This window comes from Paenibacillus harenae DSM 16969 (assembly GCF_000422465.1).
In the GTDB taxonomy this organism is placed as follows: domain Bacteria; phylum Bacillota; class Bacilli; order Paenibacillales; family Paenibacillaceae; genus Pristimantibacillus; species Pristimantibacillus harenae.
In genome coordinates, this window is sequence record NZ_AULV01000013.1 from 23,261 (window position 1) to 48,272 (window position 25,012).

The following is a 25,012-nucleotide window of genomic DNA, read 5'->3' on the forward strand; positions in this document are numbered from 1 at the left end:
ATTAGATGTAATAAAAAGTCGCACTTTGATGAAAAAAGGAGGTTCCCTTATATTTTAGCCCTCCGCTTTCGGAACGGCAATCATTTCAACTAATAATCGATAGGTATGGAGGTAAGAGAAGTGAGAAAGAAAACGGCAGCACTCATCATTGCATTTTTAATGATTTTACAGTATGCAAACTATTCCGGCGTTTTGAAGCAGGTAGAAGCGGCAGGAATCACTGAAAATATTTTGACGAAAGTATCGATCGTTAAAGAAGATCCCGCACGAACCGTCATTGCCTCGGTGTACGATTCCGGAACGGGCGTCATATCCAATCCCGACTTCCGTATCAATCCCGATGATCCTATCCGCTTGCATTATGAATGGGCGCTCCCGAACGATCACGGGTATCAAGCTGGCGATACGTTCAAGTTTTTACTTCCGAAGGCCTTCAAGTTGTTTAATGGCTTTACGGAGGATCTGGTATTTAACAACGAAGTGGTTGGAACGTTCACCGTTACGAAGACAAGCGACTCCAGCAGCGATAATGAAGTCGTCATGACCTTTAACGATTTGATCGAAAAGCGTTCAAACATACAAGGTCTCATTGATATTGGAACCGAATTTGAGCTAAGCGTCATCAAGAAGACGACGGAGGATATCAAATTCAAAATCGACGGCGGCGAACAAACGGCCACCCTTTTGTTCAATCCCAAGAACGCTTCACCGATCAGCAAGTCCGGCACGGCCGACAGAGTCAAAAATGCTAAAAACATCGCATGGGCGATCGATGTCAACAAAAACCTGGCCAGCGTCGCGAATGCCATGGTGACGGATCCGATCCCAAGCGGCCTTTCGCTTACAACAGGTTCCGTCAAGGTATACGACCTTAACGTCAGCATCGACGGTACGGCAACGAAAGGCTCCGAGGTCACGACAGGATTCACTATCGGCAAAATCAACAGTACGGACGATTTCACGGTCAGCTTCGACAAGATGGACAAAGCGTACCGGATCGAATTTACGACCGCGATTTTGGACGGTACGGCAGCCAGCTTCAAGAACGACGCTACCTTGTCGGGCGACAACATATCTTCTGTCCAAGCCGGGAATACCGTGCTCACGCCTCGGGGTGATCTATTGGGCAAAAGCTCCACCGGCGGCTACGATCCCGTTACGCAAACCGTCGGCTGGGCGATTACTTACAATTACGGCGAAACGATTATCGCAGCAGGCGATACCTTGCTGGAGGACCGGTTCGACGATTCGCAGCAGTTAGTTTCGAACAGCATCGTCGTTCACAAGATGAAGATTAATGTCGACGGGACCGCATCGGTAGACGGCTTGGTCGACGTTTCCGAATACTCCGTCACCCCGGTACCTGCGGCCGGAGGCAAAGAAGGCTTTAACTTTAAGTTCAACAACCAGATCGACTCCGCTTATCGAATCTCTTACAAAACAACAGCGGACGGTCACGTGTATAAAGACGAAACGATCAGCAATGATGTTACAAACGGAACGATTACGAAACCGGGCTCTTTTACACTCAGACAGCAGTTTGTCAAAAAAACGGATTCAAACTCGGATTACAACGCCAAAACCGTTAATTGGACCATCGAAATTAACGGCAATAATGCCGATCTCGGAGGCGTATCGATTACGGACAATTTCAAAGAGGGCGGGCTTGAATTCATTCCCGACTCGTTAATCGTTAAGGAAGCCGATACCGGAATGACGGTTAATTCATCGGTCTACAATGTCACTGACCCGAGAGCAGGCTTTACGCTGACCTTTAACGAAAACGTGAAAGAAAAATATATCATCAGCTACAAAACGAAGTTTAATAACGACTGGAAAAATGCTGGCGCAAACAGCAACGGAACCTTTTACAATGAAGGCACGCTGGCATGGACGTCCATAAACAGCTCGACCGCCGACGCCACGAAGAGCATCGGTTTCTCAGACACCTTCAATCCCGATACTTACACAAAAAACAACGGCTATAAAAAAGGTTCTTATAACGCGGCCACCAAAGAGCTTTCATGGGATATCGGAATTAATTACAACAACAAAACGATTGCCGGCGCGCAAGTAGCCGACAAACTCCAGTCCGGCCAGAAACTAAAAGCTGGCACCCTAGCGGTGAATCATATGACCTTGACCGGCGGGGCGAACGGTACGGCGACTGGAGCACTTGTCGATCCGAACGAATATGAGGTTATCGAACCGTCCGAAGCCAACGATAATACGTTAACGGTCAGATTCAAGAATCCCATAAACTCACCTTATCAAATTACGTTCCAAACAACGCTCGACCAAGTTTTGATTAATAACAATAAAGTAGACAATATCGCCATTCTATCAGGCGACGGCGGCTATTCGGCCAGCTTGACGCAATCAGTCAGCATCCCGCAAGGGGGAGAATATGTTCGAAAGACAGGCGTACAGGACGGAACGGATCCTAACTTCGTCAATTGGACCATACAGATCAACCGTGGACAATCCCATGTTCCCAACGCTAAAATTTTTGACGAGCCAAGCAGCAACCAAGTCTTGGACGAGGAATCGTTCAAGCTGTTTGCAACATCCGTGGACGCAAACGGAAACGTAACAAAAACAACTGAATTAACTAGAAATACCCATTATTCTCTTGTTTTTATAACTGATCCGGATGGCAAACAATCGTTTACGCTCAGCTTTATTGATCCTAATCCGATTACGTCCGCCTTTATCCTGGAGTACAGAACCGTTACGGACGCGGCCCATGGCGTCGCCGTAACGAACAAAGTCAGCTTCGAGGGTGATGGAGTAGCTCCCGTAACCAAAAGCCAGGAGTCGCCGATCGTTATCCAGCGCTCGTCCGGTTCGGGAACGGGCTCCGGCTTGACGGGAAGCCTGGAAATCACGAAGGTCGACGAAACGGATCCAACGAAAGTACTGGCAGGAGCCGAATTCGAGCTGCGACGCAAATCGACCAATGCGGTAATCAGTACCCTTACAACGAATGCAGCGGGTAAAGTCGTGTTCCCGACGCTGCTGTATTCCCAGTACATTTTAACGGAAACCAAGGCCCCGGCCGGCTATTTGATTCCCAATGATAATGTGCAAATCATAACGATCAATTCAACAGTCGCTCAATCTTTAGTGATTTCGAACGCCGTAGATCCGGCTGCGCCGACGCCAACTCCGACTCCGGTTACGCCGACGCCTAGCCCGACTCCGGATACTTCGACGCCTAGCCCGACGCCGGATACTTCGACGCCTAGCCCGGCACCGGATACTTCGACGCCTAGCCCGACGCCGGATACGTCGACGCCTAGCCCGACGCCGGATACGTCAACGCCTAGCCCGACACCGGTTACGCCGACGCCTAGCCCGACTACGACGCCGGATACGACTACGCCTAGTCCGACTCCTGTCGTAACGCCTAGCCCGACACCGGATACGACTACGCCTCACGTCATGAAGAAGGCAACGAAAGTAAATACGTCAATCACTGGCAAAGTCACTGTGCCGGATAACGGAAAAGTCACTGTCGGCGATAAACCTGCAAACGGCAGCGTGACCGTAACGCCTTCCGGCGAGTGGACTTACATTCCGAAGCCTGGATTTATCGGCAAAGATAAATTTACAGTTATCGTTATGAATAGTAACGGAAATGCAGAGGAGTTCTTCTTCGAAGTTGACGTCGAGGAAATTCCGCTCGGCACGGTCGAGGAAAAGCCGGATGTATCGGTACTGCCTAAAACGGGAGAAGACAGCTACCTGTCCTGGCAGCTGATCGGCATGATGCTGATCGTTCTAGGGGCGGGACTTTACTTCACCAGAAGAAAGAAACCGACGAACTAACCCGGTCATAAAATAAACAAGCAGAAAAAAGCGGTGGAGTCCAAATTGGGCTCCACCGCTTCACGTTTCATTAAAGTCCTGCCTGCTCTTTGCCGGCGGCTGCCGAGGCTTGGCGGCGTCTGCTCGAGGCTCTGGAGCTGCGCAGCAGCTCCAGCAGCGATGCCGGACCTGAAGCAGCGTAGAAGTTCGCCTCCTCATCCGGCGCCAGGATCACGCCGAGCTGATGATGCTCGCCTTCATACCGCGCGCGCTGCGCGAACTTAAGCTCTCCATCTATGTTTAAGACCTCGAGCTTGCAGAACGCCGAATTTTGGACCAGCGCCTCATACAGCTCTTCCTTCGTTCTCACCCGCACACCGTTAACCTTCTGCAAAACCTCTCCTGCGGCCAATCCCATCGCCTCAGCCGGCGTTCCCGGCACGATGCCTAATACGCGCAAGCCTCTAGCATCATGCACGAACAGCGGCGGTCTGGTCGATTCGAGATAACGGCTCCGCCAGACGAGCGCCTCATGCAGCAGGACGGAAACCAGCGCCGCTGCAGGAAGCAGTACGGGCTGCCACCAGGCTAAGAGAGCTGCGGCTGCCAGGAATATGCTGTACAAGAGCAGACCTCTCGCAGCATGTCTTGCCTTTTCCTTCGGAAGCATGGATCGCGTCATCTCCGTGAAGCCGATAATCATCGGCAGCGCAATAATGGTCCAGCCCTGCGACCAATCTGCTCCAAACACCGGCGTCCATGGCAATGAGATTGTCGAAGCCCCGCTGCCGGACGAAGGCACAAGCATTAGCAGCGGAACCGGCCAGAAGCCCTGCAGCATATAACCTCCGACAAGCTTGCCTCTTTTTCCTTCCAGGAACAGCGGCGTCGACAGCCGGTCTCCTTGGCGTCGTACAAGCAGCGCCTCGGCCAGATGGAGCAGCGCAACCAGCATAAGCAGTCCTGCAGCATCAATATCGGCTAATGAACCAGCAATTGAAGCGAGCCAATCCGTCCGCTCCGAAAAGTTCGTCCATCCCGACAGCCACTGCAGCAGCACAATGATTCCCGCACTGTAAGCAAAACATAAATATCGAATACGAATAAGCATGAGAATCGCCGCGACAGCCCATAGCCATAGGACGGATTCAGCCGTCAAAGCAACGCCGATCAAGGCGCCCGCCGCCGAGACGGTAATGCCGGTCGCCAAGCCCGCAAGGAGCGCTTTTCCGACCAATGCGGGCCAATAATGAAGCTTAACGGCAAATAATTGCCGCTCCAGGCGAATTTGCCTCGTATACTGTAAAATAATAAATAACACCGCGATATAATAAAACGGCTGCGCAACCAATTGGACAGCCGCTTGTCCAAGCATGCCAAGCACTTCCATTGACGTATTCATGGCCTTCCCCCTTCACTCACTCCGCTTGCACAAAAATAAAAGGCTGACTCGTTTAAGGAGCCAACCTCTTATTCATTCGACATTCGCGTATTATTTCCTGCCTACGGCCTTCACGGCTTCAAGCAGCTGAATGTCGTTATTTTTATCCTGAAGCCATTTAATGACCGCTTTCTCAAGCGCTTCCCCGGTCTTCGCATCAACCTGGCCCGTAACAGGCAATCCATGCTCGGATTGAAATTTGGTTACGGCCTGGGTCGTTTCCGTTCCGTAGTATCCATCCTCGCGTTTCGGATCATAACCAAGACCGTGAAGAATAATTTGTACGCTCTTCACCTGCTCGCCAAGCATATCCTGCTTCAGCGTCTCCGACATGGAAAGTCTGGCAACCGTGTATAAATCCGGCGGCTTCACTTCGAGATCCGGCTTAATGCCGGTCTGGTGGATCCAATTGCCGTTCGGCGTCAGCCACTTGGCAATCGTCATCTTCACGAGGCTTCCGTCGCCCAGCACCTTATTATAGCTGACCTGCACGGTGCCTTTGCCAAACGACGTTTCACCGACCAGCTTGGCGCCGGCTCCTTCTTTCAGCGCTCCGGCCAATATTTCCGATGCGCTCGCGCTTCCGTTATTCATAAGCACGGCAATCGGATACGTTTTGCTCTTGCCTTCCGACACGGTTTTCTCCCGATTCCCATCCCGATCCTCTACCTGTACAATCGTTTTGCCCTTCGGCATAAAGGATTGGGCAATGTCAATGACGACCGGAAGAATCCCGCCGGGGTTGTTGCGAACATCAAGCACAAGACCCTTCATGCCCTGTCCCTCCAGCCGTTCCAGCTCTTCCTTAAACCGGTCCGCTGTGTGCAGAGAGAATTGCCTGATCTCGATAATCCCTACGCCGTCTGGCCTCATGCTTCCGTAAACCGTTTCTACGTCGATATCGTCTCGTATGAGAACGAGCTGTATCGGCTCGGAGAAGCCTGCCCGCTGCACTTGAATTTTTGCCTTGGTTCCTTTAGGACCGCGAATTTTCGCGACGGCATCCTGCAAGTTCAAACCGTCGAGCTTCTCCCCGTTAACGGAAAGGAGAATGTCTTTAGCCAGCAAGCCCGAACGTTCGGCTGGCGAGCCTTTTATCGGAGACACGACGACGATCCGCCCGTTATCCATCGTTACCTCTGCGCCGATTCCCGTGAAAGAGCCTTCAATCGATTCCGAAAAATGCTGCGCCACGTCCTTCTCCATATAGACGGAGTACGGATCATCCAGCGACGACATCATGCCGCTGACCGCGCCGTCAAGGAGCTCGTCCCGATCAACCTCTTGGTAATACTTCGTTTCAATTAATTCGAGCACCGCGTTCAGCTTCGTCAGTTCATCTTCTTTCAGCTTGAAGCGTTCCCCTTCGCCGGCAGCCGAAGCAGCGACAGCATGCGACGAAGACTCGTCCTGCTTCAGGATCTGATCCGCCACTGTGAGCGTTATGAGCACGGAAGCAACCATCGTCAGCATGACGAACGCGAATACTGTGCGCCCTTTGAAATGCACCTCTCTACACCACCTTCTCATCTTACACGGTCTTTATTTCAAGACCAACCTAGTATATGACAAGCGGCTTACAATTATTTGCCTTATACGGTTGTAAGACATAATCCTACCATATCTGGAAGAAGGCAGCCACATGGGCTGCCTCGGAATGTAAAATAGGAGTGCTGATTATTTTAAATAGCCGCTTGGGTTAACCGGGGTTTCATTCTTCCGCACCTCGAAATGCAGATGCGGACCGGTTGAATTGCCCGTGCTGCCGACTTCGGCAATTTTTTCGCCTTTTTTGACGGAATCGCCTTTTTCCACATCGTATCCGCCGTTGCGGATATGCGCGTATAGGGTCCATAAACCGTTGCCATGGTCAATAATAATGCAATTGCCGTAGGTGCTCCACACTTGAGCGACGATGACGACGCCAGCTTCGGCTGCATAGATGTCGGTGCCTTGCGGAGCGGCGAAGTCGAGGCCCGTATGCGTATGCCTCTTGCCCGTTATCGGATGGATCCGAGTGCCGAAGGTCGAGCTTATGCGGTAGTTGTCTTTGATCGGCATGCCAAGCCTGCCGCCGGTATAAGGGTTCGCAATCCGGTTCTTCTCCGCATTCAGCTTGGATACCTCAGAAGCTTTCGCCATAAGCAGCCTCTCCTGCTCCTCGCTAATGCCTTCCAGCTCCTCAAGATGCTCGTCGATCTCTGCAAGCTTGCTGTCCAGCTCCTGAATGTTCGCGTTGTAGCTTGCAATCATCTGCTCTTTCTCTTGTTCTTTCTTCACGAGATGCGCCTGGTATTTCTCCAGCTTGTCATAGATCGCTTTCACTTCGCTGAGCTGCTTCTCCACCTCAGCCTTCTTCACGATGACGAGCTCCTTCTCTTTCTTCTGTTCCTCCAGAATTTCGCGGTCCTGCGTCAGAATCGACTGCAGCGCGTCGAACCGGTCGATAAAATCGGTAAAGCTCGTGGCGCTGAGCAGAACATCCATATAGGACACAAAACCATTGGTGTACATCAGTCTCATGCGGGATTGAAGCAGCTTGTCGCGCTGCACGACACGCTCTTCCGCTTGCTCCAGCTCAAGACCTGTCTGAAGCACTTCCTCTTCCTTTGCGTCAAGCTCCATTTGCGTCTTCGTTTTATTGATGACGACGTTATCGATCTCGGCCAGAAGCGTATTGATGGACGCTTTAGCCGCTGCCTTCTGCCCTTCAATATTGTTCTTCTCATTTGCCGCATTCGCTGCTTCGTTCTTTGCGCTTTTCACCTGATGCTGCACATTCGCCGCTTTACGTTCGGCTTCTCTCATTTCCCGCTTCGCAGCTTCAAGCTGCTTCTGAATGTCCGAGAGGGAAGCCGCTTCCCCGCCTGAAGGCTGCAGGACAAACACGGAAACCATCATCACAACGACAAACCATAACCATTTTCTCTTTTTCACGCTCTCGCCCACCTACACTTTCAAATACTTTCGTATCGAAATGGTGCTTCCCCAAATACCGATCAACGTGCCGAGTCCGACGAGAAGCGCTGCGGTCAGCAAGCCGGACTCATCTAAGGTGACAAGCTTAATCATCATCAGTGACATTTCCATTTGCGTCAGTTTCACAAGCTGCGCATAACCGATCAAAATCGCGATCGTCGTAATCACGGAGCTAATAATTCCAATAAGAGCGCCTTCGATAAAGAACGGCCAGCGGATAAACGAATTTGTAGCGCCCACCAGCTTCATAATGCCGATCTCGCGGCGTCTTGCCAAAATCGTCATTTTGATCGTATTTGAAATAAGGAACATCGCGGTTACCGATAATCCGATCACGATCACGATACCGATATTCCGTACGGCATTCGTAATTTTGAACAAGGTTTCAACCGTACCTTGCCCGTATTTGATTTTTGCGATAGGCGCCAGCTCATCCGCTTTGTTGATCGCGTCGATCTGCTGTGCCGCCGATTCAATGGTTTGCGGATCGTATACCTCAACCGTGAAGGAGTCCGGAAGCGGATTTTTTTCATTCTCATAACCTTCAAGCAAATCCTTATTGTCCTCGCCCAGGTTTTTGCGGAGAAGCTCAAGCCCCTCTTCCTTGGATACGAACGTCACCTTGCTGACTTCGGCCAGATTGCCGATCTTGTTCTGCAGCTCCGTCATCTTCGCTTGGTCGACGTTCAATTGCAGGTATACGCGAATTTGCACTTGGCTTTCCATTTGCCCTGCCATCGAATTCACGTTCAGCGCTAGTAAAAAGAAGGTTCCTAATATGAAAAGCGATATGAATATCGAGCTCATGGATGCGAATGACATCCAGCCGTTTCGGATAATGTTTTTGGCGCCTTCCCGAAAATGCCGGAGTAACGTGCTAAATTTCATAGCCGTACTCCCCTCTTGCTTCATCTCGAACGATATCGCCGTTCTCGATTGCAATGACCCGCTTGCGCATGGAGTTGACGATATCCCTGTTGTGTGTCGCCATTACGATGGTCGCGCCTCTAAAATTAATTTCTTCGAGCAAATTCATTATGCCGAGCGATGTTTCCGGATCCAGGTTGCCCGTAGGCTCGTCCGCTACGATTACGGACGGATTATTGACGATCGCCCGAGCGATCGAGACGCGCTGCTGTTCACCACCGGACAGCTGGGCCGGAAGGCTTGCGTGCTTATGCTTAAGACCTACAAGCTCGAGCACCTCCATCGTCCGCTTCTTCATAATGCGCCGGGGAGCTTCTATGACCTCCATGGCGAAAGCGACGTTTTCAAACACCGTTAATTTGGGCAGCAGCCTGAAATCTTGGAAGATAACGCCGATATTCCGGCGGACGAATGGAATTTTTCGGGGCTTCAGCTTGCCGATATTAAAACCGTTTACGGAGATTTGCCCTTTCGTCGGCACTTCTTCGCGGTAGATAAGTTTCATAAACGTTGACTTGCCTGCGCCGGACGGTCCAACCAAATATACAAATTCATTGCGATCTATACGAACTGAGACGCCTCGCAGTGCATGCGTCCCGTCGGTGTACGTTTTCCAGATGTCTTGCATCTCAATCACATTATCACATCCTGTTAAGAGTCAGTTGTACTATTTCGACAGTTTGTGCTGAATTCCTTCATAAGAAGCTGTTTTTCTCATTTCTCACAAATCTCATTATTCTATTATTTGTCGAAAACGGTTCGAACGCATGAGGCATTACTCACATCCGGCTGTTGTTATTTAGACAATCATTGCATTCAAAAAACGCATCTGCCTGCATATACATGTAAGACTGTCTTATTTCTATCGCGCAGGAAGGAGTGATTCTTATCTTAAAACGGATACACATCGGAATTATCGTTCTCTCATCGCTTCTGCTAGCAGCTGCCGTCGGTTGGGGTTTTGTATCGAATTACGCGAATCAGAGCACAGTTCCCGCCGAAGCGGATGCGGCCGGCATTCCCATTGGAGGCATGCCGATCGTCAATGCCTTGAAGCTGCTCGAGCAATACGAGGAATCGCTGATGAAGCGCACAGTTACCATTCATGCATCGACTGAGGCGAATGACAGCAAGAAGTGGACCGCCGCCGAGCTCGGCTATCGCGCTGAATTCATCGGCGTCCGTGATGCATTAGCGAAGCTGAAGGAAGGCGATCTATGGGATCGCGCCGTTCATCGTTACCGTTTCCAGAAGTCTTATGTGCTGGTGCAAAATTGGAACCGCGATGCTCTCGATGCCGCCATCCGCAAGCAGTGGAGCTGGCTCGAAAAAAATGAAGCCAAAAATGCTTCCCGCACCATAACCGATAACGATGAAGTGGTCTATGTGCCGCATGCCGTTGCTTACCGGCTTGACATTGTACCGCTGCTTGATGAGGTCGACCAGTGGATTGTGCTGGAGAAGGAAGAAATCGGGGCAGCCGTGGATGAAGCGTATGAAGCCGAGCTTCCAATTGCCGTAATATACCCTGAGGTTACGCTGGAAGGGTTGAAGGATGAGGGAATCGATCGTAAGATTATCGAATTCTCGACGGATTTCCGTACGAGCGCGGAAGGACGGGCATATAACGTCACCGTTACCGCCGAGGCGCTTCATGACTGGCATCTGGCGCCCGGTGAAGTGTTCGAATACGGCAAGCTGATCGCACGCGCGGAGGAGCTTTATGAGTATCGGGAAGCTCCGGTCATCTTGAACGGCAAGCTGGTGCCGGGGATCGGGGGCGGGATCTGCCAAGTATCCAGCACCCTTTATAACGCGGTTTTGCGCTCCGGCTTAGAAATCGTAGAACGGCGCAACCATTCCCTGCCGGTCGCCTATTTGCCGCTCGGGCAGGATGCGACTTATGCGGGCGGCGCCATCAATTTCCGATTTAAAAATACGACCGGCAAGCATCTCATTATCCGCACCGAGGTGAAGGACCGGCAGTTGACCGTGAAACTGTTTGGTACGATGCCGGATAACGTTCGTTACGATGTGGAATCGGTCACGCTGAAAACGGTTGAACCTTCTGTTCAGGAAACCGTGAATGCCAAACTCTCCCCCGGACAAAAAGTAACGGTCGAAAAAGGGAAGCCGGGCTACGTTGTGGATACCTATCGCACGCTAGTGCGTAACGGTGAAGTCGTATCGCGTGAAAAAGTTTCCCGCGACACGTACAGAGCACAGCCCACTCTCGTTGAAGTCGGACCCATGACTGGCGGACCGGCGCCGACGCCAACTCCTGAGCCGGAAGAGCCGCTGCTGGAGGACGGGGTATAGGCTGCCTTATGCCGGGATGCAGTGAATTTCACTGGCCCTCATGTCCAATTTCCGGTGTTATGCGCTTGGCCACTCCGGGAGGCCAACAATACAAAAAACAGCTCAGCTGCGGCCGAATCCGGCTGCTGCTGAGCTGTTTTTCAATACATGGCTTGCATTTGATTATCTGCTGCGCTCCAAATACTCGGTTACCCATGCGGCCGTCGTTTCAAGCGCTTGATCGGCGCGGCCGATCGCATCCTGCACCTGCGTTTTCGCCGTTCCGCCGTAAACGTTACGCGCATTGACGACCTGTTCCGGCTGCAGAACTTCATAGATCCGGTCGTCGAACAGCGTTGAGAACTTTTTGAACTCTTCCAGCGTCAGATCGAGCAAATACTTGTTCTGCTCAATGCAGTAAAGCACCGTTTTGCCGATCACTTCATGCGCTTGACGGAATGGAAGACCTTTGTTCACGAGGAAGTCCGCGATATCCGTTGCATTCGAGAAATCCTGATTGACCGCTTGGCGCATCCGGTCCTTGTTGACCTTCATCGTTGCGATCATCGGCGCGAACAGCTGAAGCGCGCCCTGCAGCGTCTTCACCGTATCGAACATGCCTTCCTTGTCCTCCTGCATATCCTTGTTGTATGCAAGCGGCAGCGACTTCAGCACGGTCAGAAGACCGACGAGATTGCCGTATACGCGGCCTGTCTTGCCGCGGACGAGCTCCGGAACGTCCGGATTTTTCTTCTGCGGCATAATGCTGCTTCCCGTGCAGAAAGCATCGTCCAGCTCTACAAAGTTGAACTCCGTGCTCGACCACATAATGAGTTCTTCGCTAAGGCGGGACAGGTGCATCATGATGATCGACGCATCCGACAGAAATTCCAGAATAAAGTCGCGGTCGCTTACCGCATCCAGACTGTTCTCGTATACGCGGTCAAACTTCAACTGGCTTGCTGTGAAATGACGGTCGATCGGAAACGTCGTCCCCGCCAAAGCCCCCGCTCCGAGCGGCAGCACGTTGATGCGTTTGTAGCTGTCCTGCAAGCGCTCGATATCGCGTCCGAACATCGATACATACGCCATCAGATGATGCGCGAACAGGATTGGCTGCGCGCGCTGCAAATGCGTGTAGCCCGGCACAATCGTGTCGATATTGGACTTTGCCTGTTCAATAAGCGCCGCTTGCAGCTTGTGCAGCATGTCGACGAATTCGACAACGCGCTTGCGCAGCCACAAGTGCATATCCGTCGCCACCTGGTCGTTGCGGCTGCGCCCGGTATGAAGCTTGCCGCCGACGGAGCCGACGTCATCGATCAGCGTCTTCTCGATATTCATGTGAATATCTTCGTCTCCGATCGAGAACTCGATATCATCGCGCTTGATGCGCTGCAGGACGCGGTGCAAGCCGTCCTTGATTTTCTCGACGTCGTCGGCCGGCAGGATGCCCTGCTTGCCAAGCATCGTCACATGCGCCAGGCTGCCTTGAATATCTTCTTCCGCCAGCTCTTTGTCGAACATAATCGAAGCCGTATATTCCTCTACCAATTGATCCGTTTTTTTCGTAAAACGGCCGCCCCATAATTTACTCACTGGTTCGTTACACTCCCTTGTCAAGCTTACTTATTCGTCACTGCGGATGATACTTTAAGGCGCAGCGCGTTCAGACGGATAAAACCGGTTGCATCGCCTTGATCGTACGCTTGCGTAGGGTCCGCTTCCATGGTCGCGATGTCGGGATTGTATAGACTAACCGGACTTTGAACGCCCGCTCCGATGACGTTGCCTTTGTACAGCTTCAGGCGGACAACGCCGCTTACATTCTTCTGCGATTCGGTTACGAGCGCTTGAAGGGCTAGGCGCTCCGGCGCGAACCAGAAGCCGTTATATACGAGCTGGCTGTATTTGGCGATTAAGGAGTCGCGAAGATGCATAACCTCGCGGTCCATTGTGAGTGATTCCATTTTGCGGTGCGCAGTGAACAGAATCGTGCCGCCCGGCGTTTCATACACGCCGCGGCTCTTCATGCCGACGAAACGGTTCTCTACCATATCGACACGTCCGATGCCGTGCTTGCCCCCAAGCTCGTTCAATGTCTTCATTACTTCTAACGGGCTGTGCGACTTGCCGTTGATTGCCGTGCAGTTGCCGGCTTCGAACGTAAGCTCTACATATTCCGCTTGATCCGGCGCTCTCTCGGGAGATACGCTCAGGACGTACATGCTCTCGTTTTCCTCGGAGCTCGGGTCAAACCATGGATCCTCCAGCATGCCGCTTTCAAAGCTGATGTGCAGCAGGTTGCGATCCGTCGAATACGGCTTAGCGGCGGATGCCGTAACCGGAATGCCGTGCTTCTCCGCATAGGCGATCATCTCCGCGCGGCCCGGGAACTGCTCGCGGAACGCCTCAAGTCGCCAAGGCGCGATAACGCCGATTTCCGGTGCCAATGCGGCAGCCGTGAGCTCGAAGCGCACTTGGTCATTTCCTTTGCCTGTAGCGCCATGGGCAATCGCCGTAGCGCCTTCCGCACGGGCGATGTCAACCATTCGCTTCGCAATTAACGGGCGTGCAATCGAAGTGCCGAGAAGATATTGTCCCTCGTACATCGTACCCGCCTGGAACATGGGATAGATAAAGTCCTTTGCGAACTCGCCCTGCAGATCATCGATGTACACCTTTGACGCGCCGGTTGCGAGCGCTTTTGCCTCCAGGCCGTCAAGCTCGTCCTTCTGGCCGATATCCGCCGTAAACGCGATGATTTCGGCATCGTATGTTTCTTTCAGCCATTTGAGAATAACCGATGTATCCAAGCCGCCGGAATAAGCCAGCACGATTTTTTCTTTTGCCATAATGATCGAAAACTTCCCTTCGAATGAATTTATTTATGCGAAAAACGAATTAGGACATAATCGCGGCCATAATCGCCTTTTGCGCATGGAGACGGTTTTCAGCCTGATCGAAAATAACCGAACTTTGCCCGTCGATAACCCCTTCGCTCACTTCTTCCCCGCGGTGCGCAGGCAGGCAGTGCATGAACAGGTAATCCTTCTTCGCGTATTTCGTTAATTCTTCGTTCACCTGGTAAGCGGCAAAAGCCATCTCGCGTTCCTTCTGCTCCGCTTCCTGTCCCATGCTCGCCCACACGTCCGTATATACGATATCCGCGTCAGCAATCGCTTCCTTCGGATCTCGGCAAATATGGATTTGCGAGCCGGTCTCGGTTGCATGGTCCTTCGTTTGCTTGATGATATCGGCATCCGGCTCGTATCCCTCCGGCGTTGCAACCGACATGTTCATGCCGAGCTTAGCCGCCCCCATCATAAGCGAGTGCACGACATTGTTGCCGTCGCCGATGTAAGCGATCTTCAGGCCATCCAGGCGGCCTTTGTGCTCCAGCACCGTCTGATAGTCGGCAAGCGCCTGACAAGGGTGAGACAGATCGGTCAAACCGTTAATGACGGGAATCGTCGCGCCGCGGGCAAGCTCAACCACTTTGCGATGCTCGAACGTCCGGATCATAATGCCGTCCAGATAACGGGACAGCACCTGCGCCGTATCCCAGATCGGCTCGCCGCGCCCGATTTGCAAATCGTTGCCGCTGAGGAATAGTCCTTGACCGCCTAGCTGGTAGATGCCAACCTCAAACGATACGCGCGTACGCGTGGACGATTTCTCGAAAATCATGCCAAGCGTTTTGTTCTTCAGCAGCTGGTGAGTCTCGCCTGCTTTCTGCTTTCTCTTCAGGTCGATCGCAAGATCGATCAAGTAACGGATTTCCTCCGGCGTAAAGTCTACCAGCATTAGAAAATCGCGGCCTTTCAAGCTTAGCGCCAATTCCTCGTTCAATGTTCCTTGCATGGAAACGCCCTCCTTCTGGTTGAAGCTCTATTTATGCGTTCGGCCGCTTTGCTTCCAGCAGCTCCGCCAAAATCGTAACAGCCGTATCGATTTCCTCTTCGGTTACAAGTAAATTCGGCAGCAAACGGATAACGTTCGGCCCGGCCGAAATCACAAGCAATCCGCGCGACTGTGCTCCATTCACAATGTCGGCAATCGGCTCCTTGCACGCAATGCCGACCAGCAGACCAAGCCCGCGAACCTCGTTCACAAAAGCATTCCCTGCCAGCTTCCCACGGAGCTGCGCCATCAAGTATTTACCCATCCGCTCGGCACGCTCAGGCAAATGATCTTCAACAATCGTCTCCAGCGTCGCCTTCACCGCTGCGGTTGCAATCGGCGTGCCGCCGAAGGTCGAGCCGTGGCTGCCTGCCGTGAAGCCTTCGCGCAGCTTCTCCTTCGCCGCCATCGCGCCGACCGGAAAGCCGCTGCCAAGCCCTTTCGCCATCGTGAAAATGTCCGGCTCAATGCCATAATGCTCGTAAGCAAACAGCTTGCCGGTACGGCCCATCCCGGTCTGAATCTCATCGGCAATGAGCAGAATGCCTTCCCGTTCGCACAAAGCGACAAGCCCCTTCATAAATGCAGGGTCAACCGGATAAACGCCGCCCTCGGCCTGCACCATTTCCAGCATAATGGCTGCCGTCTTGCCGCTGACCGCAGCTTCCAATGCCGGGAGATCGTTCAGAGGAACCGTCCTGAATCCTTCCGGCAGCGGCGCAAAGCCTTCCTTGACCTTCGCTTGGCCGGTTGCCGTCAGAGTCGCCAGCGTACGCCCGTGGAAGGATTGCTCGAACGTAATGATTTCATAACGCCCGTTGTTCAGCACCATCTGGTTATAACGCCTTGCAAGCTTGATCGCCGCTTCGTTCGCCTCGGCGCCGGAGTTGCAGAAAAATACCGCATCCGCACAGCTGTTGTCCGTAATCAGCTTTGCCGCTTCCGCCTGATTCGGAATTTGGAATAAATTCGACACATGCCACAGCTCGTCAAGCTGCTTGACCAGCGCTTCTTTCACCCGCTTCGGCGCGTGTCCAAGATTCGTTACCGCGATGCCGCTCATGAAATCGAGATATTTATTGCCCTTATCGTCCCAAAGCCAGCTTCCTTCGCCCTTGACCAGAGCCAGCGAATATCTTGCATATGTAGGAAACAAAGATTTTGCGGCAATCTCGGCCGCAGTTAACGTCTCGCTCACCAGCCTTACACCTGCCCCTCGTTCGATTGCACGATTCGCGTGCCTACGCCGCCCTCGCGGACCGCCCTCGTTAATACGCCCGACTCCTCGCCGCTGACGATCACGACCTCGCGCACGCGTCCTTGAATGCACCCAATCGCCGCGCGCACCTTCGGGATCATGCCGCCATAGATTTCTCCGCTTGCGATCATCTCTTCGATCGCTTCCACCGTCGCGACCGGAAGCACCTGCTTCCGGCCGTCCACCGTTTTCAAAATACCCGGCACATCGGTCACGACTATCATCCGCTCCACGCCCAAGTGTGATGCGACAGCGCCTGCGGCCGTATCTGCGTTAATGTTATACCGCTGTCCTTGCTTATCTATACCGATCGGCGCGATGACCGGAATATAACCCATATCCATGACGCCTTCGATAATCGCGGCATTGACGTCCGTCACGTCGCCGACAAAACCGATCTCCGCCGCATTCGCAACCGGCTGCGCTTCAATCAGCATGCCGTCCACGCCCGAGAGACCAAGCGCTTTCGCGCCGTTCGTTTGGATCTTTCGGACGATCTCCTTATTGATGCGACCGGCAAGAACCATCTCCACCACGTCAAGCACGGCGTCGTTCGTCTTACGAAGACCGTTCACGAACTCCGTCTCAATGCCGAGCTTGCCGAGCGTCTCCGAGATCGCCGGACCGCCGCCGTGCACGATCACCGGACGCACGCCCTCAAGCTGCAGCTTCCTCAGCTCGTCAAAAAAACCATCAGGAAGCGCCGCCAGCGTGCTCCCGCCGCATTTCATTACAAACCTCTGCTCCGTCACCGTTCCATACCCTCCAGCGTCCACTTTGCTTATGTGCGATATGCCGCATTGATGCGGACATAATCATAGGTCAAATCACAGCCCCAAGCCGTCGCCTTGCCGTCGCCGTTATGAAGGTCAACGCGAATCACAACCGTGTCGCCCTTCAAATATTCCAATGCCGCCGCTTCATCGAAGACGACCGGACGGGACTGCTCCAAGGTTAAAATATCGCCGAGACGGATATCGACCGTCTCCGGATTCACCGGCTGTCCCGCGCGCCCGACCGCCGCAATGATGCGGCCCCAGTTCGCGTCTGCGCCGAACACGGCCGACTTCACAAGCGAAGACCCGATTACCGTCTTCGCGATCGCCTGCGCCGAATCGTCGCTCACCGCTCCATTCACCTGCACCTCAACCAGCTTTGTCGCGCCTTCGCCGTCCCGCGCGATCGCCTTCGCCAGCACCTCGCATACGTGGCGGATCGCGGCTGCGAATGCCGCCCATCCCTCGTGCTGCGGCGTAAGCTCGCGATTGCCGGCAAGCCCGCTTGCCATCGCCACAAGCATATCGTTCGTGCTCGTGTCGCCGTCGACCGTAATCATATTAAACGTCAGATCCGTTGCTTGCCGCAGCAGCAGCTGCAGCGCCTCGCTGCCGATTGCCGCATCGGTCGTCACGAAACCAAGCATCGTCGCCATATTCGGATGAATCATGCCCGAGCCTTTGGCTGCGCCGGCAACGTGAACCCTCTGTCCGTCAAGCTCAAGCTCGACGCAGACCATCTTCTGAACGAGATCCGTCGTCAGAATCGCCTGGCAGAAATCGTCCGCGCCTTCGCGATTACCTTCCAGGCGAGCCGGAAGACCGTCGATGCCGCTTCGCACTTTATCCATCTTGAGAGACTCGCCAATAACGCCTGTCGACGCGACAGCCACATGCTCGGCCGCTACCCCGATCGATTCGGCAAACCGCGAACGCATCTCGTATGCGTCCGCTTCCCCTTGCTTGCCCGTACACGCATTCGCGTTGCCGCTGTTCACGAGCACCGCCCGAAGCACGCCGCCAGCCCCGATGCTCTCCCGCGTAACCTGAAGCGGCGCCGCTTGAAACACATTCGTCGTATAAACGCCTGCCGCAGCGGCAGGCGCCTCGCAGACGATCGCGCCCAGATCGTGGCGCGTCGTTTTTTTCAAACCGCAGTGCAATCCTCCGGCCTTAAAGCCTTTGGGAGTCGTTATCGAGCCGTCCGCGACGACCGAGAACAAGGTAGCCGATTTTTCCTGTCCCATGGTGAAATCGTATCTCCTTCACGTGTATGAATAATAAATCTAATGATTCACATCTGCTGTTGCCGCTGCGAGAGCAAAACATATTCTTACGAGTCGCCGTTGCAGCCAAAGGCAAGGCAGGCTTTCCCGGCGTACATGCATCTCCCACTTGTATGTGCCGGAATTAAGGATATACCGGAACAAACTGCAGACCCAGCGTTTCGTCCCAGCCCATCATCAGGTTCAGGTTTTGGATCGCTTGACCGGCCGCGCCTTTGACCAAATTGTCGATGACCGATACGATCGTCACGCGGCCCGTCCGCTTATCGACGGCAAAGCCGATATCGCAATAGTTCGAGCCCCATACTTCCTTCGTAGCCGGCCATTGTCCTTCCGGACGAATGCGCACAAAGCTGCGTCCCTCATAATAGGAACGATACAAGTCGATAAAATCCTTTGCGTTCCGCTCGCCTTGAATCGTTGCATACATCGTTGACATGATCCCGCGCGTCATCGGTACGAGATGCGTCGTGAACGTCGTAACGACAGGCTTGCCGGCGATATTCGACAAAACCATCTCGATCTCAGGTATGTGCTGATGCTGATTAACCTTATATGCTCTTAAGTTCTCGTTCAGCTCCGAATAATGAGTGCCCAGCGAAGCGCCGCGGCCCGCGCCGGAAACGCCCGACTTCGCATCGACAATAATCGTCGACGGATCAATCCAGCCTTCCTTCACCGCAGGGATCAGACCAAGCAGCGTCGCCGTCGGATAACAGCCCGGGTTGGAAATGAACGGAGAATCTACCGCCTGATCGCCATAAATCTCGGCCAATCCGAATACCGCCTGCTGTAAATACGCCTCATCGGCCGCTTCCTTCTTGTACCACTCCGTGTATAGAGCGGGCGACTTCAACCTGAAATCTCCGGATAGATCGATGATTTTAAGCCCCGCCTCAAGCAGCTGCGGCACAAGCTTCGATGCTACACCTGGCGGTGTTGCCAGGAACACGACGTCAGCCTTCGCTTTGATTGCCGCCGGGTCAACGTCGTCAAGCAGCTCCTCGCGAATGCCTGTCAAATGCGGATAGCCATCCGTAATCGGCGTCCCTGCGCTTGATGATGAGATGACCGACGTCACCTCGGCAAGCGGATGGGAAGCAAGCAGTCTGATTAACTCTACGCCGCCGTAGCCGGTAGAGCCGACAATCGCAATTTTCACCTTTGCACTCATGTTAATCTCTCCCCGAAACTGGACGCCGCATACCGATCTCGCCGACTGGGCCAAGCTCGCTGCAGCTCCATCTATTAGCTCTTTCCGTTAAGGAAAGGTTGTCTCTACTTCAACTTTTTATTTTACAACATTCGGCAGTTGATGGAAACACGCACGGTGTTCCGTATTATTATACATTCGTATTCATAAAAATACAACGATGATTTGAGCCTGTAAACGGTAGAATCCGCACCGCGACTTCTATTTTTACCCAAAACCTCATTCCAATAAGTATAGCCCATTTCAGCACAAAAGGGAACATACGTTCTTGATTTATAGCTTTAAATTATCCCCCCTCCAGCTTAAAGCCCTGACCAAGCACCTCTGCCGTATTGCTGATGATAACGAAAGCTCCCGCATCGATTCCCCGCACAAGCTGCTTCAGCTTCGGCACCTCATTCTGCCCTACGACGACCATCAGCACCGTTCTTCCGGCACCGGTATACCCGCCGTGTCCGTCAAGCCGCGTTAACCCGCGGTCCAAATCGTGCAGGATGGCTTCCGCTACCGCTTCGGAATGATCGCTGATAATAAAAGCCACCTTAGAGAGCTGCAAGCCGCTCTGCACAAAGTCAATCGTCTTGCTCGTGACGAACAGTCCAATCAGCGCATACAGCGCCACCTCGGGCGAAATGATAATGCCCGCAGCCGCAATGACGCAGCCGTCGAAGCAAACGATCGCCAGGCTAAGCGGCATTCCCGTGTACCGATGCAAGATTTGCGCAGCCAAATCAAGCCCGCCTGTAGAAGCGCCTCCGCGAAAAACCAGACCGAGCCCAAGGCCAATCCCGATCCCGCCGTAGATGGCCGCGAGGAGCGGATTTTCCGTTGGCGACGGCCAACCGTCGGTCAGCAATACGAATAATGGCAATAGAATCGAGCCCAGCGCCGTTTTGAGCGCAAAGCGTTTGCCCAGCAGCCACAGTCCCGCAAGAAACAACGGAATATTAATGGCCCATTGCGTAATGGCCGGAGTGATTCCGAGCAATCGCTGCACAAGAATGGACACGCCGGACACACCGCCGGAAGCGATCCCGTTCGGTACCATGAACATATTGAAGCTGACCGCCACAATAATGGAACCGATAATCAGCTGAAGCATGCTCCAAGCCGACTGCGTCCGCGGACTCAAAGGTTTCCCGCCTTTTCTTTTTTTAACCGCCGCACTTGAATCCGTCATCTCTTCAAACCCCTTATAAGCTATTTTTCATAAAAAAGAAGAGTTCCTCACTGTTATCAGTGTCGGAACTCTTCGCGAATGCTATGCGCTCATCGCCAAAACAGGCTAGTCATGACGGATCTGATGCCGCAAATAACCGTCGATGAACATATCCAAATCGCCATCCATGACGGCGCCGACGTTACCCGTCTCCACCGATGTCCGGTGATCCTTCACCATACTGTACGGATGGAATACATAGGAGCGAATCTGGCTGCCCCAAGCGATGTCGGACTGCTCGCCGCGAATTTCCGCCAGCTCCTTCATCTGCTCCTCGATTCTCCGTTCGTACAGCTTGGAACGAAGCATGTTCATCGCCTTCTCACGGTTCTGAATTTGCGAACGCTCCTGCTGGCAGGCTACGACGATTCCCGAAGGAATATGCGTAATCCGAATCGCGGATTCCGTCTTATTGACATGCTGTCCGCCTGCTCCGCTCGCGCGGTACGTATCAACCTTCAAATCCTCGCTGCGGATCTCGATCTCGATGCTGTCGTCAATCTCGGGAACCACGTCCAGCGAAGTAAACGAAGTGTGGCGACGGCCTGCCGAATCGAACGGCGAGATGCGTACGAGCCTGTGCACGCCTTTCTCCGCTTTTAAATAACCGTAGGCATTGTGGCCTTTGATCAGCATCGTCACGCTCTTGATGCCCGCCTCGTCGCCCGGCAAATAATCGAGCAGCTCGACCTTGAAGCCCCGCTTCTCCGCCCATCTGGTATACATCCGGTAGAGCATCAAGCCCCAGTCCTGCGACTCCGTGCCGCCTGCGCCCGGATGAAGCTCCACAATGGCATTCAGCTTGTCGTAAGGCTGATTAAGCAGCAGCTGCAGCTCAAACGAGCTAACCTTGTCGAGAAGCGCCTGAACGCCATTAACGATATCCGCTTCAACCGATTCGTCGCCTTCCTCTTCCGCAAGCTCCAGCATCATTTGCAAATCCTCCCGCTCGCTGTTCAGCTTGTCGAATTGCTCGACGACAGACTTCACCGCGTTCAGCTCGGAAATGACGCTTTGCGCCTTTTCGTTATCGTCCCAAAAATCGGGCATCGTCATTTTTTCCTCAAAGTTTGCGATAATCTCCTGCTTAAGATCTAAGTCAAAGAGACCCCCTAAGCTCTTGGAGCCGCCCCGCGATTTCACGCAGGTCTTGCTTTACCGTAATATCTATCATAGCGTCCGCTTCACCTCATAATAAGTCTTCGTATCTTCACCGTATGCCGCTGCGCCTCGCGTCGTTCCTTACTTCCCGTGGCACTGCTTATACTTCTTGCCGCTGCCGCACGGGCAAGCATCGTTACGGCCGACGCGCTCTTCGCGCTTTACCGGACGCTTCTCCTGCGCCTCGCCGCCGCCGCTTGTCGTCGACGTCTGACCTTGAGCGACCTCTTGACGCTCCAGGTTGCTCTCCACGCGCGCCTTCATAATGTACTTCGCGACTTCCTCCTGGATATGCTCAATCATTTCCTTGAACATCTCGAAGCCCTCGAATTGATATTCGCGAAGCGGATCGGTACCGCCATACGCGCGGAGATGGATGCCTTGGCGAAGCTGATCCATGGCGTCGATATGATCCATCCATTTGCTGTCTACGGCACGCAGAACGACGACCTTCTCGAACTCGCGCATCGTCTCCGGTCCGAGCATCTCCTCTTTCTCATCGTAAGAAGCAACGACCTTTTTAAAAATAAAGTCGATAATCTCTTCCTTCTCCTTGCGCGAAATCTCTTCCACGCTTATCGAGCCTTCCTCCAGGAACGTCGCATTCGCGTACTCGACGATGGCCTGCAAATCCCAATCTTCCGGAATGTCCTCGGCACAATGCGCTTCCACGATGCGTTCAACAACCGGCTTGATCATATCCATAACCTCTTGGCGGATATTCTCCGAGCCGAGAATGTCGCGGCGCTGCTTGTAAATAACCTCACGCTGCTGATTCATCACATCGTCATACTGCAGGACGACTTTACGGAGATCGAAGTTGTTGCCCTCAACGCGCTTCTGAGCGGATTCGATAGCTCTCGAAATCATACGGCTCTCGATCGGTTGATCATCGTCAAGACCAAGACGGTCCATCATGCCCATGATGTTCTCGGAGCCGAAACGGCGCATCAACTCATCCTCAAGAGACAAATAGAACTGCGACGAGCCCGGATCGCCTTGACGGCCGGCACGTCCGCGAAGCTGATTATCGATCCGGCGGCTCTCATGCCGCTCCGTGCCGATAATGTGCAAACCGCCAAGATCGGGTACCCCGTCGCCCAGCAAAATATCCGTACCGCGGCCGGCCATATTCGTCGCTATCGTTACGGCGCCCGACTGACCTGCACGTGAAATGATTTCCGCTTCCTCTGCATGGAACTTCGCATTCAGCACCTTGTGCGTAATGCCTTTGCGCTTCAGCATATCGGACAGCTTCTCCGAGTTTTCGATCGAGATCGTACCGACCAGCACCGGTTGGTTTTTGCTGTGGCGCTGCACGATTTCCTCAACAACCGCTTTAAACTTGCCGCTCTCCGTTTTATAGACGACATCGGCAATATCCTGCCGGATCATCGTCCGGTTCGTAGGCACTTGAATAACTTCAAGCCCGTAAATGCGTTTAAACTCTTCTTCCTCCGTCTTTGCCGTACCGGTCATACCGGCCAGCTTGCGGTACATCCGGAAGTAGTTCTGGAATGTGATTGTCGCAAGCGTCATGCTCTCGTTCTGAACCTTCAGCTGTTCCTTCGCTTCAATCGCTTGGTGCAAGCCGTCGCTGTAACGGCGTCCGGACATGAGACGGCCCGTAAATTCATCGACAATGACAACCTCATCTTCTTCGACCACGTAATCAACGTCGCGTTTCATAATAAAGTTGGCTTTCAGCGCTTGTTGAATATGGTGATTCAGCAGCACGTTGGCGTGATCGAACAGGTTCTCGATATGGAAAGCCTTCTCGGCCTTCTCTACGCCCGCTTCCGTCAGCATGACGCTTTTCACCTTTATATCGATCGTGAAATCCTCTTCCTCTTTCAACCGGCTTACGAATCGGTCCGCAGCAAAATAAAGCTCCGTCGATTTCGCAGCCTGTCCGGAGATAATAAGCGGGGTCCGCGCTTCATCGACCAGGATGGAGTCCACCTCATCGATAATCGCAAAGTATAACGGACGCTGAACCATTTGCTCCTTATAAAGGACCATATTGTCGCGCAAATAGTCGAAGCCGAACTCATTATTCGTGCCGTAGGTAATATCGCAGGCGTATGCTTCCTGCTTATCGTCATGCGATAGACCGTGCAAGTTACAACCGACAGTCATACCCAGGAACTCATAGATCTGTCCCATTTTCTCGCTGTCACGCTGGGCCAAGTAATTATTAACCGTTACGACGTGGACGCCTTTACCGAGCAAGGCATTCAAATATACCGGCAGCGTCGCTACGAGCGTCTTACCTTCACCGGTTTTCATCTCTGAGATTTTGCCTTCGTGCAGAGCCATACCGCCCATCAGCTGCACGTCGAAGTGCCGCATCCCAAGCGTACGCTTTGAAGCTTCACGCACTGTTGCAAAAGCTTCCGGAAGCAGCTGGTCGATCGTCTCGCCCTTCTCGATTCTTGCTCTGAATTCTTCCGTTTTTGCGCGAAGCGCCTCATCCGATAGACCTGTAAATTTCGATTCCAAAGCATTTATTTCATCTACCGTCCGCTGGAGCCGTTTTACTTCGCGCTCGTTTGGATCACCAAATATCTTTTTAACTAGTCCGAGCATGGAATTCCCCTTTCGTATTACGCCTCTTTGCCTTAAATTGTATCAGTTTGTCGACACCGCCGCAACGAGGGTTGCTGGAAACAAGCAGAAACGTTTGTCGGCTTTCTTGTCAGAGGACGCAAACCGTTTCGTGAAAAATTCTAAGCGTATAT

Annotated in this window: 17 protein-coding genes; 2 read left to right on the forward strand and 15 right to left on the reverse strand. The window is 53.1% G+C overall.

Going from position 1 to position 25,012, the window contains the following annotated elements; translation table 11 throughout:
* Positions 1-120 precede the first annotated feature (120 nt).
* The gene (locus H581_RS0100075; RefSeq protein WP_051250352.1) at positions 121-3,831 is read left to right on the forward strand and encodes a collagen binding domain-containing protein; all 3,711 of its coding nucleotides are present in this window, start codon (positions 121-123) and stop codon (positions 3,829-3,831) included.
* 70 nt (positions 3,832-3,901) lie between these two features.
* On the opposite strand, the gene H581_RS0100080 is transcribed toward H581_RS0100075, so the two are convergent.
* The 5 genes from H581_RS0100080 to ftsE form a co-directional block, all read right to left on the reverse strand.
* A complete protein-coding gene (locus H581_RS0100080; protein WP_028608214.1) occupies positions 3,902-5,212 on the reverse strand; it encodes a PDZ domain-containing protein in 1,311 nt (436 codons plus the stop codon).
* Positions 5,213-5,302: 90 nt separating this feature from the next.
* Positions 5,303-6,760 (reverse strand): S41 family peptidase, encoded by a 1,458-nt coding sequence (locus tag H581_RS0100085; protein WP_028608215.1) that lies wholly within the window; start codon positions 6,758-6,760, stop codon positions 5,303-5,305.
* Between the two features lie 168 nt (positions 6,761-6,928).
* The gene (locus H581_RS0100090; RefSeq protein WP_028608216.1) at positions 6,929-8,188 is read right to left on the reverse strand and encodes a murein hydrolase activator EnvC family protein; all 1,260 of its coding nucleotides are present in this window, start codon (positions 8,186-8,188) and stop codon (positions 6,929-6,931) included.
* 12 nt (positions 8,189-8,200) lie between these two features.
* Positions 8,201-9,118, reverse strand: a complete 918-nt coding sequence (gene ftsX / locus H581_RS0100095) for a permease-like cell division protein FtsX (RefSeq protein WP_028608217.1) — start codon at positions 9,116-9,118, stop codon at positions 8,201-8,203.
* Entirely contained in the window at positions 9,108-9,794 is a 687-nt protein-coding gene (ftsE, locus tag H581_RS0100100; RefSeq protein ID WP_028608218.1) for a cell division ATP-binding protein FtsE, read from the reverse strand. The genes ftsX and ftsE overlap by 11 nt, the downstream gene beginning before the upstream one ends.
* Before the next feature lie 242 nt (positions 9,795-10,036).
* Here ftsE and H581_RS0100105 point away from each other — a divergent pair, with 242 nt between their 5' ends.
* Complete coding sequence (locus tag H581_RS0100105; RefSeq protein ID WP_156889457.1) at positions 10,037-11,476, forward strand: VanW family protein; 1,440 nt, start codon at positions 10,037-10,039, stop codon at positions 11,474-11,476.
* 162 nt (positions 11,477-11,638) lie between these two features.
* On the opposite strand, the gene argH is transcribed toward H581_RS0100105, so the two are convergent.
* The 10 genes from argH to secA all read right to left on the reverse strand — a co-directional run bounded on the left by argH (position 11,639) and on the right by secA (position 24,860).
* Positions 11,639-13,054 carry an argininosuccinate lyase gene (gene argH, locus H581_RS0100110; RefSeq protein WP_028608220.1) on the reverse strand — a complete coding sequence of 472 codons (1,416 nt, stop codon included), beginning with the start codon at positions 13,052-13,054 and terminating at the stop codon, positions 11,639-11,641.
* A gap of 26 nt (positions 13,055-13,080) precedes the next feature.
* The gene (locus tag H581_RS0100115) at positions 13,081-14,310 is read right to left on the reverse strand and encodes an argininosuccinate synthase (RefSeq protein ID WP_028608221.1); all 1,230 of its coding nucleotides are present in this window, start codon (positions 14,308-14,310) and stop codon (positions 13,081-13,083) included.
* 49 nt (positions 14,311-14,359) lie between these two features.
* Entirely contained in the window at positions 14,360-15,319 is a 960-nt protein-coding gene (argF, locus tag H581_RS0100120; RefSeq protein WP_028608222.1) for an ornithine carbamoyltransferase, read from the reverse strand.
* A gap of 31 nt (positions 15,320-15,350) precedes the next feature.
* Positions 15,351-16,556: an acetylornithine transaminase gene (locus tag H581_RS0100125; RefSeq protein ID WP_051250353.1), complete on the reverse strand. Its 1,206-nt coding sequence runs from the start codon at positions 16,554-16,556 to the stop codon at positions 15,351-15,353.
* A 5-nt stretch (positions 16,557-16,561) separates the two neighbouring features.
* Positions 16,562-17,347, reverse strand: a complete 786-nt coding sequence (argB, locus tag H581_RS0100130) for an acetylglutamate kinase (protein WP_036717308.1) — start codon at positions 17,345-17,347, stop codon at positions 16,562-16,564.
* A gap of 50 nt (positions 17,348-17,397) precedes the next feature.
* On the reverse strand, positions 17,398-18,639 hold the full coding sequence (argJ, locus tag H581_RS0100135) for a bifunctional ornithine acetyltransferase/N-acetylglutamate synthase (RefSeq protein ID WP_028608225.1): 1,242 nt from the start codon (positions 18,637-18,639) through the stop codon (positions 17,398-17,400).
* Positions 18,640-18,802: 163 nt separating this feature from the next.
* Positions 18,803-19,852, reverse strand: a complete 1,050-nt coding sequence (argC, locus tag H581_RS0100140) for an N-acetyl-gamma-glutamyl-phosphate reductase (RefSeq protein WP_028608226.1) — start codon at positions 19,850-19,852, stop codon at positions 18,803-18,805.
* A 325-nt stretch (positions 19,853-20,177) separates the two neighbouring features.
* Entirely contained in the window at positions 20,178-21,071 is an 894-nt protein-coding gene (locus H581_RS0100145; RefSeq protein WP_028608227.1) for a YitT family protein, read from the reverse strand.
* Between the two features lie 105 nt (positions 21,072-21,176).
* Positions 21,177-22,284, reverse strand: a protein-coding gene (gene prfB / locus H581_RS0100150) for a peptide chain release factor 2 (protein WP_156889458.1) whose coding sequence is annotated in 2 segments (ribosomal slippage) — positions 21,177-22,211 and positions 22,213-22,284 — 1,107 coding nt in all. Because the reading frame shifts where the segments join, the coding sequence is not laid out codon by codon here.
* A 68-nt stretch (positions 22,285-22,352) separates the two neighbouring features.
* Positions 22,353-24,860 (reverse strand): preprotein translocase subunit SecA, encoded by a 2,508-nt coding sequence (secA, locus tag H581_RS0100155; protein WP_028608229.1) that lies wholly within the window; start codon positions 24,858-24,860, stop codon positions 22,353-22,355.
* Between the last annotated feature and the right edge of the window lie 152 nt (positions 24,861-25,012).

Coding starts and splice junctions, on each gene's coding strand:
- argF (WP_028608222.1), bottom strand. CDS start 15,319: ATGCAAGGAACATTGAACGAGGAATTGGCGCTAAGCTTGAAAGGCCGC.
- argJ (WP_028608225.1), bottom strand. CDS start 18,639: ATGGGACAGGAAAAATCGGCTACCTTGTTCTCGGTCGTCGCGGACGGC.
- H581_RS0100115 (WP_028608221.1), bottom strand. CDS start 14,310: ATGGCAAAAGAAAAAATCGTGCTGGCTTATTCCGGCGGCTTGGATACA.
- ftsX (WP_028608217.1), bottom strand. CDS start 9,118: ATGAAATTTAGCACGTTACTCCGGCATTTTCGGGAAGGCGCCAAAAAC.
- H581_RS0100145 (WP_028608227.1), bottom strand. CDS start 21,071: ATGACGGATTCAAGTGCGGCGGTTAAAAAAAGAAAAGGCGGGAAACCT.
- argC (WP_028608226.1), bottom strand. CDS start 19,852: ATGAGTGCAAAGGTGAAAATTGCGATTGTCGGCTCTACCGGCTACGGC.
- argB (WP_036717308.1), bottom strand. CDS start 17,347: ATGAAATGCGGCGGGAGCACGCTGGCGGCGCTTCCTGATGGTTTTTTT.
- H581_RS0100080 (WP_028608214.1), bottom strand. CDS start 5,212: ATGAATACGTCAATGGAAGTGCTTGGCATGCTTGGACAAGCGGCTGTC.
- secA (WP_028608229.1), bottom strand. CDS start 24,860: ATGCTCGGACTAGTTAAAAAGATATTTGGTGATCCAAACGAGCGCGAA.